Genomic DNA, 15,199 nt, shown 5'->3' on the forward strand with positions numbered 1-15,199 from the left:
TCCATTTGTTAAAGCGGGAAAAAGGCTTGGATTTCATTAATCATCCTTTCAAATTGCTTTTTGTCAACAAACTCATCAGAATGCCAATTAGTTAAAACCCATTGAACTAATTCTTCTGGAGAATTAAACACCTCACCACTCGAATCAGCCTTCCTAATCATGTAGCGGCCATTATCTTCATCAATGGTCACTTCGCATGGAAGTGCACACTCCTTGGACATTAATGAAAACTCCAATTTTTTTCCCTCCTAGCGTTCATTTGTTTTTATCATTCTTATCTAAACATTAATGCAAAGACTAAAATTATTATGCCCCTTCCTTTTGCTGCTTTATGAGCAAAACTGAGAAATATTTTCGGCCTTCAGGAGTTACGATATGCAGTGTTTCCTTTTCCTGCGCATCATTTTCTAGCTCGACAAAGGCCCCGCTTAAGTTTTCCGTAATGTTCTTAATACGGTAGCCCTTTTGAATATAGAAATCTAGTTTATCCCGTTCTTGTAAATAGGTTTGATATTCGGACATAACTCTTCCCTCCATCTGTTTATAGTGGTGTGTTTACTGTGTCGGTTTCGACGCTGCTTTCTCCTCCGGTATCAATAACCCAATCTCGGCCAACTGTAATACCTAAATACTTCTCATCACTTGGGTCAAGGATTTCGGCCTGTTTATATTTCACAAACCACCAGTATTTAGCTAAGTAATAATAAATAAGCCCCCCTACGACAAATCCAACAAGCGAAGAATAAGCAGGAAGTAAGTTCGCAATAATTCCTCCAACAATCCAGGCAATCATCCCCGCCATGTTAAAACCGTTCAAAAAGCGAAATTGGCCGTTCTGCTCATACAGCTCTTGCACATTGACCCTTCTCTTGCGAAGAACATAATAATCGACAAAGAGAATACCGACTATCGATGAAAGAATTCCACCTATAATGAGTAGTGCTTGATTGAGAACATCAAACAAACTCCAAGGCTGAGCCAATGTCCCGATAATCCCAGCAATGATAACCCCGGCCCAAAACGGTACCTTTGGCCCACCAACATTCGAAAAGATGGTAGCAGCTGGAATGACGTTGGCAGATGTGTTCGTTGACCATTGTGCTAACACAATCATTAGTAATAGAATTCCAAGTATAAATCCACTGGCTGCTTCCTGAAGAGCAAATACTGGATCAAAATTGGATAGAGCGATATAGGAAACCGCACCAATCATAATCATCAAAGTATTGAAAATCGGCATCATAATAAGGCTTCCGATGAGCTGTGATTTATTACGTTTAATCCAGTTCCTTTCATATTTAGGTGCTTTAAAGAAGCGAGAAAGAGATGGCATATCAGCAGCAAGGGTCGCCCAAAAGCCCATATTGGCCATGACGACTACCATGAATGCTGTAAAAGCTGCTCCACCTGTTGTTGGACTCTCAACCCATGCCCAAATGTTCTTCCCTTGCTCTGAAGCATGATCAGCAAGGGTAACATACATCCAGCAGGAAATAAGAATAATAATAGGTGCTGCTAAATCAGCGAATCGTTCAATCGATTTAATTCCTAATGCTGTATTGATAAGCTGTGCTGCTGCGAATAGGAAGAAACAAATAAACCAATTATCGAAGTCGAATAATAGATTGAGAATTCCATTAATTGCCGAGGCTCCAAAATAAGTATTTATCCCAAACCAACAAGAAGCCGTTACCCCTCTCACTACTGAGGGGATATGTGTTCCAATTGTTCCGAACGGTGCCCTCATATAAACAGGAAACGAAAGGCCATGCTCAACACCAATATCACCAATGAGGACCATAAAAATCCCAATAGCAAGTGAGCCGATGATGGTTGCTAAAATCACCAAACCGAGAGGAAGGCTTTTGATTCCTCCCCCTCCAATTGCAAATGCAGCAAGAACAATGGCCATCCCGATCCAAATTACAGCAAAGCCAAAGGGCCCTATCTTTCTTTCGGAGTGTCCAATTGGGAGTAAATCTGGAGACTTTAAGTAATCGCTTTTTCCGCTCATCCTAACACCTCATTTTATTATTTGAATTTTCGGAATATTTATGAGATAAAAAGCTATTTCTCTATGGCTTAACTACTCATAAATAGGCGAGCATTCAGCGTACTTATGAGTAGTTTTAGTTATGAGGAAATTTACAGCGATAGAGAATTTATTTCTTTATTTTCCTTCATTTCTCCATATTTTGCCCGCTTCAAATACTCTCCTGCTCCAAGCTTTCCAACAAACTTTTTCTCTTGGATGACCCATTCCCCTCTCGAAAGAACGGAAACAGGCTCGCCTGTCACCTTCATCCCTTCGAATGCGCTATAATCGACCGCCATATGATGGGTTTCAGCAGAAATGGTTCTTTCGACATTCGGATCAAAAATGACAATGTCCGCATCCCCGCCAACAGCAATCGTGCCCTTCTTCGGATATAATCCAAATAGCTTTGCTGCCCTTGTAGAAGTTACATCCACAAATTGGTTTAAAGTTATTCGACCCTTTTTGACACCTTCAGAGAAAAGAATCGAGAAACGATCCTCAATGATTGGTCCGCCATTCGGAATCTTGGAAAAATCATTGATTCCAAGGTCCTTTTGACCTTTAAAATCAAAGGAGCATTGGTCTGAGCCAACGGTCTGTAGCTGTCCTGATTTAAGGGCATTCCATAACACATCCTGGTGCCATTTTTCCCTGAGTGGTGGTGACCAAACGTACTTTGCCCCCTCAAAATTTGGTTTTTCAAGATAGGATTGATCAAGCACTAAATACTGCGGACAGGTTTCTCCCCAAATGTCGATGCCCTTGTTTCTTGCCTCTGCAATTTTTTCAACAGCCTCCGCACAGGTTACATGGACGACATAGAGCTGTGAATTGGCTAGACCAGTAAAGACGGCGGCTCTTCCTGTCGCTTCTCCCTCGATCTCAGATGGTCTTGTTAAAGCATGGTATATCGGCTCCGTCTTTCCTTCCGCCAAGGCTTTCTTCACTAAGTAGTCAATAACATCTCCATTTTCCGCATGCACCATCACAAGGGCGCCAAGCTTTTTCGCTTGGACTAATGTTTGAAAAAGAGTTTCATCGTCTGCCTGGAGAACGTTTTTATAGGCCATAAATACTTTGAAGGACGTAATGCCCTCATCGTCAATTACAGACGGAAGCTCGGTAAGAACATCATCGTTGATTTCCCCGATCATGAGATGGAAGCCATAATCAATGACCGCTTTATCCTTTGATTTCGCATGCCATTCCCCAATCGCCTTTTTCAGTGGCTCCCCTTTGTTCGTAATGCAAAAATCAATCACTGTTGTCGTACCTCCAAAGGCAGCCGCAATCGTACCCGTTTCAAAATCATCCTTCGTTACGGTGCCGCCAAAAGGCATTTCGAGATGGGTATGCGGATCAATTCCACCTGGAAAAACGTAGTGGCCGTCTGCGTTAATTACTTCTGCATCCTGTACTTGCAAGCTTGCCCCGATCTGGCTAATCACTCCATTTTCGATCAAAATATCACCTTTATACGTATCTGTTGCCGTGACAATTGTTCCGTTCTTGATTACCTTTTTCATGCGCTGCCTCCTCTTCATTTATGGCTATTGATTTGAAAAATCTTGATAAGAGCCTATTTTTTGACTGAATCCACTCCACAAGCAATCGCTCCAACCGCTGCTTGCCGCTCATTCCATGTCATTGGCGGCAGCTCGCTTGGAATTTCCACCATGTCGATTGCTCCATCCACTGGACATACAATAGAGCAGAGGTTACAGCCGACACAATCCTCTTCTCGTACTCTAAGGATACTACGCCCATTTTCATCCTTTAACATATCGATACATTGATGGGACGTATCCTCACATGCAATGTGGCACTTATTGCAATTAATACAAACATCATTGTTGATCCTCGCAACGATCTTATAATTGAGATCGAGGTCGCCCCAATCAGAATATTTCGGGACCGATTTCCCAACGATGTCCATCACAGAGGCGATTCCCTTATCATCGAGATAATGATTTAATCCTTCGATCATATCCTCAACAATCCGGAAGCCGTGATGCATGGCAGCGGTACATACCTGAACACCTGTTGCTCCCATCAAGAGGAATTCAACTGCATTTTGCCAATTGGAAATCCCGCCAATTCCAGAAATTGGAATATTAATTCGTGGATTACGAGCACATTCTCCAACCATGTGAAGCGCAATCGGTTTGACCGCCGGACCACAATAACCGCCATGGGCTCCTTTTCCACCAACATGGGGGATCGTGTTCCAAGTATCAATGTCGACCCCAGCTAAGCTATTGATCGTATTAATCATGCTGATGGCATCCGCACCACCTTGTACAGCCGCCTCAGCTGTTACGGTAATATCTGTAATATTTGGAGTAAGCTTTACGATGACTGGTGTTTGAGCAACCTCTTTGACCCAGTATGTTTGTTTTTCGACAAGCGAAGGCACCTGCCCTGAAGCCGAGCCCATTCCTCGTTCAGCCATCCCATGCGGACAGCCGAAATTTAGCTCGAGTCCATCGACTCCTACATCCTCAACTCTCTTAACAATTTCATGCCATTTCTCTTGCTGCGGTTCAACCATTAGGGATGCAATAATAGCGTGATTCGGGAACTTTTTCTTCGTTTCATAGATTTCCTTCAGGTTGATCTCCAAAGGTCGATCCGTGATCAACTCGATATTATTAAATCCAGCCACTTTCTGACCATTGAAGCTAACGGCCGCAAATCTAGAGGTTACATTCAAAATTGGGTCCCCCAATGTCTTCCACACTGCCCCTCCCCAGCCCGCCTCAAATGCTCGTTGCACCTGATAACCTGAGTTCGTTGGTGGTGCCGAGGCTAACCAGAAAGGATTGGGCGACTCAATCCCTGCTAAGTTAATTCGTAAATCAGCCATCTTCCTACCTCCCCTATCCGTCTATTGATTTCCCGTTGCTTCTGCCATAGATTCTGAGAATTGCCTATGAATAGCGTGTGCGGTCAATTTCCCTTGCTGGGCCGCTGTAACCACCATCGCTTCCCCTTGCCCTTTCCCAAACACAACATCTCCGCAGGCAAAAACCTTCTCATTTGAAGTCTGGAATGAATTCAGATCAATCTTAACGACCCCTCCGTTATGTTCTAAGCCAAATTTCTCAATGAGACTGGTATATCTTGACTGACCAATGGCTTTGATAACGGCATCTACTTTAATAATAAACTCTGATCCCTCAATAGGAATTGGGCTGCGGCGCCCATCCGCACCAGGCTCACCCAGCTGCATCTTGATGCATTCAATCGCAGCCACACGCCCATTTTCGTCCCCTATGATTCGTTTCGGCGCCGTTAACCATCTAAATTCTACTCCGTCCTGCTTCGCAAATTCATATTCAAAATCATAAGCAGTCATTTCCTCAATCGTACGACGGTAGAGGATTTTGACGTTTTCAGCTCCTAGACGGACTGAGCAGGTTGCACCGTCAATTGCGGTATTGCCAGCTCCAATCACGACCACTCTTTTGCCGATTAAATCATTTAAAATCGGCTTCGTTTTCGTATCCTTGACAAATTGAATCGCATCATAGACTCCCTCTAAGTCTTCTCCTTCCACCCCAAGCATTGGAACTTGCCCCATTCCGATGGCAAGGACGATGGAATCAAATTCTCTCATCATTTCTTCAACCGAAATATCCTCGCCGACTCGGGTATTCGTGCGAAATTCCACATCGAGGCTCTTGACCTGTTCAACCTCCCAATAGGAGATTTCTTTTGGCAATCGGAAGGAAACAATCCCATAGGTGTTTAGGCCACCTGCTTGTTCATCTGCTTCAAAAATCGTCACATCGTAACCAAGGATTGCAAGCTCTCTTGCCGCAGAAAGCCCGGCAGGACCACCACCGACTACCGCTACTTTTTTCCCGTTCTTCTTACCCGCTTTAAATAGGACTTGGTTGTTTTGGATCGCCCAGTCAGTTGCGTAGCGCTGGAGATTCCCGATCATGATTGGTTTCGTAGAAGAATTTAGGACACAGGCGCCCTCACATAGTTCTTCAGTTGGACAGACACGGGCACAGCTAGCACCGACCGGATTTGCGGACATAATCGTTGTGGCTGAGCCCTTAAGGTTCCCGGAGGCTATTTTCTTAATAAAGGTTGGAATATCAATTCCCGTTGGACAGGCTTGAATACATGGGGCATCATAGCAGTAAAGGCAACGATTCGCTTCCTCAATCGCTTCTTGCTTTGTCAATGCAGGCTCAACTTCTTTGAAGTTCCTACTCAGATCATCAAGAGAAATCCTTGCAATGGCGGCTTTCGTCAAAAACAATCCCTCCCTCTCATTTCAGCATGGTATCACTACCGTATCTTATGATAGATTCCTATCAGAAAACGCTTACACAATTGATAGTTCCTACTTTTCTATTTCCCTCCTTCATATATATTCCAGAAAATTGCGAAACTTAAGTCTATTTTACTTACTTCCATTTTAGAATGCATTATACAGTTTGTTAAAAAGTGTACGACTTTCGTTGTTCAATGTGTAACATCGACGACTCTTTACTATTCCTTAACCATTCTTCCATTGAACTACCAACAGATCAAAAAAACCAAAATCCTCGTAAAAAGAATTTTGGTTTTTCGAGCTTAACTATATTTTTTTCGACAACTCTTCAATTGTTTCCGCCACATCACTCAAATGTTGAATAGATTGTGAAATCTCTTCGATGGCAGTAGATTGATGCTTAGAGATTTCGACCGTCTGAGAAACCGTTTGCGCCACATTGTCCACTTTTTCCTTGATGGAGTTCAAAAGCTGGCGAATTTGGTCAACGGATTCCGCACTCCGATCTGCAAGCTTTGTAATTTCCTTTGCGACAATACTGAACCCTCTCCCATGCTCACCTGAGCGGGCAGCCTCGATCCCTGCATTCAACCCCAAAATACGGGAGCTTTGAGCAATGGAATTGATTAATTCTAGCATTTTCTCTGTTTGATTCATTTGATTTGTCATTTCACTATATGCATCTAGTAAATTATTCATATAACCTGTCAATTCATGAGAGGATGTTGACATCTCTGTTGTAGACGCAGATATCTCCTCGGAGGAGGCAGCAAGTTGTTCTGCTACCCTCACAAAACGATCATGCTTTTCTACACTGAATACAATGGAAATACTTCCAATGACTTGACGATTTTCATCTACAATGGGTGAGATAATCGTACGAGCTGCTGTCCCATAAAGTTCCTTAGGGATATATGAGCTAAGTCTCTTATTGGTCTTCATAACCTGAAATACGGGATCTGAACTTGTAAGTTTATAGCCCGTAGAGTCCGGCATTCCTAATTCCTTAGAGAGTAAAGTAAAAATAACTTCCTCACGGTCAGAAATAGAGATCATAACCTCTTCATCAAATAACGTCTGAATGATTGGTGCAAGCTCTATCAATTTATTTAGCGTCTCATGTATATTTCGATCCATTTCTGCCTATTTCCCCCTTCTCCTTATAGATAGTATAATACTACTTTTTTACTAAGAAAAGGTGGAAATTGTTAACTATTTCAAAAAACTCTCACAATTTCCCTAATATAAATAAGGAGCAAACTACCAATCAATTGGGCGGTTTGCTCCCCAACGGCTTTTCTAACACTGAGATGGCAAAAAGAACTTCATGAATAAAACAGCAATCATCTTTTTGCTGAAATCTCTTCTGTTAGGGAAAACGGACTTTGTTATTATAAGATCATATGAACTTTTTACCAAGTGGGGACTAGAAAATGAAAAAAGAAAAAATCTTAGCTCTAACAAAAGAATACGTCTATAACGAACTTGCAAACGACAGAACTGGGCATGACTGGTGGCATATCGCAAGGGTGACAAAAATGGCGAAGAACATGGCCATCGAAGAAAAGGCAGATACCTTTATTTGCGAAATGTCCGCCTTGCTGCATGATTTGGCTGATGAAAAGCTGAATGTTTCTGAGGAAGCTGGACTTACGAAAGTATCCAATTGGCTTGTTTCGGTTGAACTTGATGAGAAAACAAAATTGGAAATTATTGAAATCATCTCTACCATATCCTTTAAAGGCGGAGGCCAACCAAAGATGAAGTCATTAGAAGGCAAGATCGTACAGGATGCTGATCGATTAGATGCCATTGGAGCCATCGGCATTGCTAGAACCTTTGCCTATGCGGGGGCAAAGGGAGATCTCATCTACGACCCGGCGATTTTACCCCGTGATTCCATGACGAAAAAGGAATACCGAACAGGGAAATCCACAGCAATTAATCATTTTTATGAAAAATTGCTGAAGCTCAAAAATAGTATGAATACCCCTATTGCCAAAAAAATGGCTGAAGAGAGACATCAGCGATTGGAGAATTATTTGGATGCATTTTTTGAAGAATGGGATATTTAGGACGAAAGGGGGATATATTTTCTTCAAAATAGGTTTAATGGATGAAAAAAAGGGGTATTTGAGTGAGGAAATTGTCTAATACGGGGGGAATAGGGATGGAGCTTATGAGCTTTGAATCATTTAGGTTGAAGGAATTCATTCAGACCAGCAGCGAGGAATTTGAGAGCAGGCTCTTGACTGAGGCAGGCAACGTAAAACATAAAATAGATGAAATTCTCACGATCGGGAATATCGATTTGGTCAATAATGCCCATAAGCTAGTTGCTTTTATCATTGAAGGGAAGGAAAATGACCTTGTCCAATTTGCGAAGCAGGAAGGAATTGCCTGGGCCACTCATGCCATCCCCCTATCGTTTAAGCTGGAATGGGTGCATGCGATGCGTAGGACCCTATGGAGCTTTATCCAAGATTACCATCTTGCAACAAATAATCAAAATTCCAAAGATTTTTTTCACCTAGAACAGCAAGTCAATAACCAGGTCGATCAATTTTTGAATACATTTTTTATTAGTTATTCTACCTATAAGGAATCCTTGATTAACGCACATCGGGAATTAGTTGAAAAATTGTCCGTTCCGATCATTCCAATCAACCCCTTGGTATGCATTTTACCGCTTATCGGTTCGATGGATTCTACGAGAACAGCCATTCTTGAAGAAAAGGTTCTGTCCGAGATTGGAAAATTGGGTATGCAGACATTAATCATCGACCTATCAGGGATTGCTGAAATGGAGCCCGACGTCATTCACCATCTAAGAAGAATCATTGATAGCTGTATCATGATGGGCTGTCAGACAGTGATCACAGGATTACGACCTGAGGTAGTACGAAAAATAGTACATCTTGGAATCTCATTTGATCAGCAGACCAAGACATTGGGCACCTTGCAGCAAGCATTAAAGGTATACTTGAAATAACAATTTGAAAGGATCAATGGACTGGCTTAACGACCAGTCCATTGTCTTTCTACTACTCTTTCACTCGTAAAAGTCGTAAACTGTTGAATGTCACAATTAAAGTTGCCCCCATATCAGCAAAGATGGCAATCCATAACGTTAACCAACCTGGGACGACCAGGAGTAATGCCAAGGCTTTAACTGCTAGGGAAAAGGTGATATTTTGCTTGATAATAGTGAGAGCCTTGCGACTTAATTTAATCGTGTAGCCTAGTTTCCTTAAGTCGTCGGACATTAAAGCAATATCCGCAGTCTCAAGTGCCGTATCTGTCCCAGCGCCTCCCATCGCCACACCAACTGTTGAGGCTGCGAGTGCCGGTGCGTCATTGACACCATCCCCCACCATCGCAACATGAAGATATTCGTCACGAAGCTTTTTAATAGACGTTAATTTATCCTCAGGCATCAAATCAGCTTGTACCTCGGATACATTTAGCCTTCTCCCGATTGTTTCAGCGGTCCTTTTGTTATCGCCTGTTAGCATAACCGTTTTTGAGATTCCGAGCTCATGTAGCTTTTGGATCACTTCTTTGGACGAGGATCTGATTTCGTCCGCCACAGCGATCAAAGCAAGAATTTCCTGTTCTGATCCCACGACCATCACTGTTTTTCCATCTGTTTGCCATTTTGTGATCGTATCAACTATCGACCTATCAATCGTTTGATGTAATTCCTCAAACAGATTTGGACTTCCTACGTAATAGCTTTCAGTACCTATTCGAGCTCTCACACCTTTTCCTGTAATGGATTGGAAATCCTCTACCACCATGCTTGTATAAGGCAGCTCGTTTGCTTGCGCTTTTCGTAAAATGGCAGAAGCAAGGGGATGTTGTGAGCCTTTTTCGATCGCTGCCGTGATCGTGAGAAGCTCGTTTTCATCCTTACCATATGTCAAATAGTCGGTGACTTGGGGAACTCCCTTAGTCAAAGTTCCTGTCTTGTCAAAGGCGATCACTTTCAAGGCCCCTGCCTCTTCCAAATACACACCGCCTTTGATTAATACCCCATTCCTTGCAGCATTCCCAATCGCTGTCACAACGGCAACAGGAGTCGAGACGACTAGCGCACAAGGACAGCCAACAACAAGTGCCGCAAGTCCTTGATAAATCCATACACTCCACTCGGCTCCGAACAGGAGGGGCGGCACCACCGCAATAAGCAACGCAAGCACCATAATAGCGGGCGTATAATATTGGGCAAACTTATCAACGAAAGCCTGTGAAGGGGCCCGTTCCGCTTGGGCTTCTTCAACAAGATGAATGATTTTTGCAAGCGTTGTATCTTCAACCCGTTTCGTTACTTTCACCTCGAGTAACCCTGCTTCGTTTAATGTTCCTGCATAGACTTCGTCATCAATCGCCTTCACAACCGGAACACTTTCACCAGTTATCGCAGCTTGGTTAACAGTCGACGAACCCTTCACCACGATTCCGTCCATCGCCAGCTTCTGTCCCGGTTTTACGATGAGAATATCACCAATTTGAATATCCTCTACTTCAACGACGAATTCATTATTTCCCCGTCTGATTAATGCTTCCTTTGGCGCTATATCCATAAGCGCTTCAATCGAATTGCGAGCGCGATCCATTGAATATCGTTCAAGGACTTCACTAATCGCAAATAAAATAACCACTGTCGCCCCTTCTCCCCATTCACCAATTAGTGCAGCACCAATAACAGCAATGGTCATCAAGGTACTCATATCAAAATTCAAATTCTTGAGGTTACGAAATCCTTTTATAAAAAGAGTATAGCCTCCAATTACGATTGCAGCAGCATAACCAACCTTTGTGAGAATCGCTTCCTCACCAAGCTGATGTCCGTAAAGCCAGCTTGCAATTAACAGAAGCGCAGCTATATAAACCTTCAAATTTTGTTTCTGTTTCCAAAACGGTTCTTGTACAACTTTTTTATCCTTTTCATTACGTAATACTAGGCTTTCAAAAGCCCCTGCTTTTTCGAGGTCCTCAATCGTCGCATCCCCAATAACTGTAATTTTTGATGCGCCAAAATTCACCTTTGCATCCAAAACACCCTCCAGGCGTTTCACGTTCGATTCGAACGTTTTTGCACAGCTAGCTCAAGAAAGTCCTTGCACTCTGTATGTCTTTGCAGCATGATCAGACATTTGCCTTCACTTCCTCCACATGTTCTAAACCGATCAGCATCAACTGTCTCATATGCTCATCATCAAGGGAATAAAAAACCAATTTCCCTTCCCTTCTGTATTTCACAATTCCTTGCTTATGGAGGGTACGTAGATGGTGGGAGGTATTTGCTACCGTGCTTCCAATAATATTGGCGATGTCACAAACACAAAGCTCATCATCCTCACATAGCGAATAGACAATTTTCGCCCTATTTTCATCTGATAAAGCCTTGAACAGTTTAGCGACCTTCAACAAATCGACATTTGTCATCAACTGCTGAATTCGATTCACTTTTTCTTCATCATAGCAATAGATGTCGCAAGTATCCTTCCCCTGCACTCAACCACACTCCCTTTCATTCAAGCATCGACTTGAATATATTATATCCTATTCACACATACAATCAAATGATTATTTAAATGACCAAATTGAAAAAGCATCTCTACATAGAGTAGAAATGCTCACATATCCTTCGATTTCGATTTTTTTCCTTTAATAAAGGGAGTCAATGCTGCTTGCTCTCCTTTTTCGTAAATGGTTAAGATCTTCTGCGCCATTTTAAGTCTAGGAAAAAAATAATATACAAGTACAGCCGAGAAAAGACTGATGATCATGCCAGCGAAGACATCTGCAGGATAGTGCACTCCTACCCAAATGCGGGATATCCCGACAATGGAAGCTAGTAACACCCATAATACTCCCCAGCCCCTTTTAAAAAGCCAAAAGGTGATACAAAATGAGAAAAAGATAATCGTATGGTCACTGGGAAACGAATTATCGATCGGCTTAAAAACGAGTTGATTCACATTGGACAATTCAGCAAATGGCTGCTGATTGAAATGGATCATCCCTGCAATTTTTGCAATAATCTCAGCAACGACAAAGGACAATCCCCCACAAAGTACCATCATTCGATTGCTTTGTTTGCGGGTACACCAATACCCAATGGTAGCTAATGCTAACAGCAAAACTAAATATTCGGCAATAAAAAACATGGCTGGATTATATTGTGGATACACTTTTCCCAAATCGTTAATTGCTCTAAATAATTGAATATTAACCTCTGACATCACTTGTTCTCCCTACATGATTAAAGATTCTTTTATTTTAGGGAAAAGTTGTTTGTCTGGCAATCGATTTTCCGAACATTTGCTGAACGCATCTTACAATTTTGTCACACATCTATCTAAACACTGTAGATGGAACATCAAAAACAACCCATAAAAATGCAATATACACGAAGGAAAATAGCCATGCTAGGATAGGGTTACGATAATGAACCCATAGGAAATAAAACAATATCATATTGAAAAACATCGACCACCAAAATGACCAGCCATTATGGTACTGAATGAGATTCAGCTTCAAGTCAATTATCTCATTGATCCCATAAATTCCAACCCATAACAGATAATAGCCAAACTGCTTAAATCTCCCCTTTTTGGGGAAATTAGATAAGTACAAAAGAACGGTAGCTGGATATTTGATCAGGATAATCGACAGCGAAATATGGGAATTGGTTAATCCCAAGTTGTCATCGATCTCATGGGGATTATATTTCCACATTGGGAAATGATCAGATAATAAATATAGATATAATAGATCTCCCATAATAAAGAACATGATTGTCGAATAATATTTTTGCCAATTTCGCCAATCTCCCCAAATCATCGGAGCTATCAACCATACTAAAGCATAAATTACATTGACCATCACCGCATGGCTCCTAAGCAAAATTTTGAACATCCGTCCAATTAGGACACAAAAAAACTCCTAATAATTCCTATTAGGAGTTTGCCCCAAAGGATAGTCACCTATCAGAGTTTGGGCTCATATTTATCACATATTTTCTAAAAAAGGTCGATTTCAGTTCGATCAAAGGCTGGGCCATGCTTCTGATTAATTTGCTGGAAAGGAAAGCGATCAGCAAAATAGTGATGAGAGAAAGGATCATGATTTCTTCATTATGATTAAGAGTTCCTACAAGCTCACTGTTTCGGAAATATTTAATGAAGAATCCATGCAGAAGGTATACATAGATGGAGCTCATCCCCCATTTTGTAAAGAAATATCTGTTATTCGGGACTAAAGATAAGAAGCTAAAAATAGCTAAAAATGTTATGGCATATATACCTAAACGGATTAACCCACCCATCATTTGCGAAGAAACCAATTCAGCATATGGTTTGGAGCCAAACAGCCATTTGTAATCAAAATCAGGCATCAAGTAGTAACCAACAAAGATGCAAACGAGAACCAAAATCGAAACAATGCTTAATTTCATGCTACGAAATTTATCAAAGTATTCTTTCTTGAAGTAATAGCCGAGTAAAAAGAACGGAAAGAAAACAAAAGTTCTCGACAAGCTTAAATAGCTATTGATTTCATCAAAATAGCCAACCAGCACTCCTAAAGCAACCGCCAAAAATAAAGAAATGCCGGCTCTCCATTTTGCAAAGGAAAAAAGCATGACATTCCAAAAAAAGAGACTGATTAAATACCAGAGGGACCATTGCGGATTGAAAGGGTCCAGTTCAATACCTGAATCTCCAAGTATAAAATAATAATAGATTGTATAGATCCCTTGAAAGATTAAATAAGGGATAATCAGTTTTTTTGTCAGCTTACCTAAATACCCTTTCTGATGAAACCCTTTTGCAAAAAAGCCTGATATCAATATGAATGCTGGCATATGGAATGTGTAAATGGTTGTATATAAAGTGTAAATCCACTTTTCTTCAAAAATATATGATTGGATAAAGTGGCCAAATACGACGAGAAATATAAGGAGAAATTTCGCATTATCATAGTAAGCATCTCTTGTTTTCATATTCAACCTCCCAACAACTATTATAGACTACCATACCCTTTTTCTATTCGTCTATAACATTACAAATGCTGTTATCTGTTTTTCTCCTGCTTGTAAAAGCTGTAATATAATAGCAATATCCTTACAATTCTTTAACAACTTGTAATAATCTCCGTTGTTAGATTGATATTTTAGTATACTTTATTCTTTTTTCTATCGTCTTCGACCAGATGCAAAAGGTCCCTTCGCTATTAGGGACCTTTCGCTTACGATTTTGGTTCTCCAGGAGGATGATAGTAAGGAGGGATTTTAATCCAACCTCTCTTTTTCATCAATGCTTTAAGAATGGAGCCATAGCGTACCGCTTCTGACTGAAACTCCAAAAACATAACCCCCACATCATTTCGTACTGCTTGGGCCACAGCCGTTGCACACATCGTTACACTGGTTGCAAGCTTGACACTCACCGAATTAGCAAGCTCGGAATCCGTCATCTTTGCACCAAGCGGGATGGCACTTGGTTCCGATAATGGTTTCGGCTCTGATGCTTGCGGCAAGGGCACCCCTTCCTTTTGTAGAAATTCCTTTAATCTCGTGGCCTGAGAGCTTGCCCCACCCATTGTTTTATGAAGTAATTCCTTAAGCTCAGGATCCTCTGTTGTGTTAATTCCTAATTGTTCCAGCGCAACAGATTCCTCCAAAACTGCCAAGTATGTCCAACTGGACATGACCTCTCCGACATGTAAAGACGGTTTTGGCTCTTCGTCAAATAGACTTTGCAAATATTTTATTAGTGCCTCAAATGCATGGGCTGGCATTTCGATCACCTCCATTTGTAATTCCCCCCTAAAATTACCAACTATGCAATCCAGAAGAAATA

Annotated in this window: 15 protein-coding genes; 2 read left to right on the forward strand and 13 right to left on the reverse strand. The window is 41.5% G+C overall.

Translation table 11 applies throughout. The features are described from left to right. Positions 1-8 precede the first annotated feature (8 nt). From J2S07_RS05200 to J2S07_RS05230, 7 genes are all read right to left on the reverse strand, one after another. The gene (locus tag J2S07_RS05200) at positions 9-236 is read right to left on the reverse strand and encodes a hypothetical protein (protein ID WP_307149351.1); all 228 of its coding nucleotides are present in this window, start codon (positions 234-236) and stop codon (positions 9-11) included. A 70-nt stretch (positions 237-306) separates the two neighbouring features. Then, positions 307-522 (reverse strand): hypothetical protein, encoded by a 216-nt coding sequence (locus J2S07_RS05205; protein WP_307149352.1) that lies wholly within the window; start codon positions 520-522, stop codon positions 307-309. A 19-nt stretch (positions 523-541) separates the two neighbouring features. Beyond that, entirely contained in the window at positions 542-2,014 is a 1,473-nt protein-coding gene (locus tag J2S07_RS05210; RefSeq protein WP_307149353.1) for an NCS1 family transporter, read from the reverse strand. Between the two features lie 131 nt (positions 2,015-2,145). Continuing rightward, positions 2,146-3,564, reverse strand: coding sequence for a dihydropyrimidinase (gene hydA / locus J2S07_RS05215; protein ID WP_307149354.1), 1,419 nt, complete (start codon positions 3,562-3,564; stop codon positions 2,146-2,148). A 53-nt stretch (positions 3,565-3,617) separates the two neighbouring features. After that, on the reverse strand, positions 3,618-4,904 hold the full coding sequence (gene preA / locus J2S07_RS05220) for an NAD-dependent dihydropyrimidine dehydrogenase subunit PreA (protein WP_307149355.1): 1,287 nt from the start codon (positions 4,902-4,904) through the stop codon (positions 3,618-3,620). A gap of 21 nt (positions 4,905-4,925) precedes the next feature. Next, positions 4,926-6,308, reverse strand: a complete 1,383-nt coding sequence (locus tag J2S07_RS05225; protein WP_307149356.1) for an NAD(P)-dependent oxidoreductase — start codon at positions 6,306-6,308, stop codon at positions 4,926-4,928. Positions 6,309-6,635: 327 nt separating this feature from the next. Then, positions 6,636-7,466, reverse strand: coding sequence for a methyl-accepting chemotaxis protein (locus tag J2S07_RS05230; RefSeq protein WP_307149357.1), 831 nt, complete (start codon positions 7,464-7,466; stop codon positions 6,636-6,638). A 296-nt stretch (positions 7,467-7,762) separates the two neighbouring features. Here J2S07_RS05230 and J2S07_RS05235 point away from each other — a divergent pair, with 296 nt between their 5' ends. Further along, positions 7,763-8,404 (forward strand): HD domain-containing protein, encoded by a 642-nt coding sequence (locus J2S07_RS05235; protein ID WP_307149358.1) that lies wholly within the window; start codon positions 7,763-7,765, stop codon positions 8,402-8,404. 95 nt (positions 8,405-8,499) lie between these two features. After that, a complete protein-coding gene (locus J2S07_RS05240) occupies positions 8,500-9,321 on the forward strand; it encodes an STAS domain-containing protein (RefSeq protein WP_307149359.1) in 822 nt (273 codons plus the stop codon). 52 nt (positions 9,322-9,373) lie between these two features. On the opposite strand, the gene J2S07_RS05245 is transcribed toward J2S07_RS05240, so the two are convergent. The 6 genes from J2S07_RS05245 to J2S07_RS05270 all read right to left on the reverse strand — a co-directional run bounded on the left by J2S07_RS05245 (position 9,374) and on the right by J2S07_RS05270 (position 15,152). Then, on the reverse strand, positions 9,374-11,488 hold the full coding sequence (locus tag J2S07_RS05245; RefSeq protein WP_307149360.1) for a heavy metal translocating P-type ATPase: 2,115 nt from the start codon (positions 11,486-11,488) through the stop codon (positions 9,374-9,376). Next, on the reverse strand, positions 11,481-11,849 hold the full coding sequence (locus J2S07_RS05250; protein ID WP_307149361.1) for an ArsR/SmtB family transcription factor: 369 nt from the start codon (positions 11,847-11,849) through the stop codon (positions 11,481-11,483). The genes J2S07_RS05245 and J2S07_RS05250 overlap by 8 nt, the downstream gene beginning before the upstream one ends. 122 nt (positions 11,850-11,971) lie before the next feature. Then, positions 11,972-12,580 (reverse strand): undecaprenyl-diphosphatase, encoded by a 609-nt coding sequence (locus tag J2S07_RS05255; protein ID WP_307149362.1) that lies wholly within the window; start codon positions 12,578-12,580, stop codon positions 11,972-11,974. 112 nt (positions 12,581-12,692) lie between these two features. Next, a complete protein-coding gene (locus J2S07_RS05260) occupies positions 12,693-13,223 on the reverse strand; it encodes a CBO0543 family protein (RefSeq protein ID WP_307149363.1) in 531 nt (176 codons plus the stop codon). Between the two features lie 97 nt (positions 13,224-13,320). Beyond that, positions 13,321-14,340 carry an acyltransferase family protein gene (locus J2S07_RS05265; RefSeq protein ID WP_307149364.1) on the reverse strand — a complete coding sequence of 340 codons (1,020 nt, stop codon included), beginning with the start codon at positions 14,338-14,340 and terminating at the stop codon, positions 13,321-13,323. 245 nt (positions 14,341-14,585) lie between these two features. After that, the gene (locus tag J2S07_RS05270) at positions 14,586-15,152 is read right to left on the reverse strand and encodes a DUF3231 family protein (RefSeq protein ID WP_307149365.1); all 567 of its coding nucleotides are present in this window, start codon (positions 15,150-15,152) and stop codon (positions 14,586-14,588) included. Positions 15,153-15,199: the final 47 nt, after the last annotated feature.

This window comes from Anoxybacillus andreesenii (genome assembly GCF_030813005.1).
Lineage (GTDB): Bacteria > Bacillota > Bacilli > Bacillales > Cytobacillaceae > Robertmurraya > Robertmurraya andreesenii.

Bases quoted from the DNA above. Each gene is read 5' to 3' on its own strand.
- J2S07_RS05210 (WP_307149353.1), bottom strand. From the start codon at position 2,014: ATGAGCGGAAAAAGCGATTACTTAAAGTCTCCAGATTTACTCCCAATT.
- J2S07_RS05270 (WP_307149365.1), bottom strand. From the start codon at position 15,152: ATGGAGGTGATCGAAATGCCAGCCCATGCATTTGAGGCACTAATAAAA.
- J2S07_RS05260 (WP_307149363.1), bottom strand. From the start codon at position 13,223: ATGGTCAATGTAATTTATGCTTTAGTATGGTTGATAGCTCCGATGATT.
- J2S07_RS05235 (WP_307149358.1), top strand. From the start codon at position 7,763: ATGAAAAAAGAAAAAATCTTAGCTCTAACAAAAGAATACGTCTATAAC.
- preA (WP_307149355.1), bottom strand. From the start codon at position 4,904: ATGGCTGATTTACGAATTAACTTAGCAGGGATTGAGTCGCCCAATCCT.
- J2S07_RS05265 (WP_307149364.1), bottom strand. From the start codon at position 14,340: ATGAAAACAAGAGATGCTTACTATGATAATGCGAAATTTCTCCTTATA.
- J2S07_RS05240 (WP_307149359.1), top strand. From the start codon at position 8,500: ATGGAGCTTATGAGCTTTGAATCATTTAGGTTGAAGGAATTCATTCAG.
- hydA (WP_307149354.1), bottom strand. From the start codon at position 3,564: ATGAAAAAGGTAATCAAGAACGGAACAATTGTCACGGCAACAGATACG.
- J2S07_RS05230 (WP_307149357.1), bottom strand. From the start codon at position 7,466: ATGGATCGAAATATACATGAGACGCTAAATAAATTGATAGAGCTTGCA.
- J2S07_RS05205 (WP_307149352.1), bottom strand. From the start codon at position 522: ATGTCCGAATATCAAACCTATTTACAAGAACGGGATAAACTAGATTTC.
- J2S07_RS05255 (WP_307149362.1), bottom strand. From the start codon at position 12,580: ATGTCAGAGGTTAATATTCAATTATTTAGAGCAATTAACGATTTGGGA.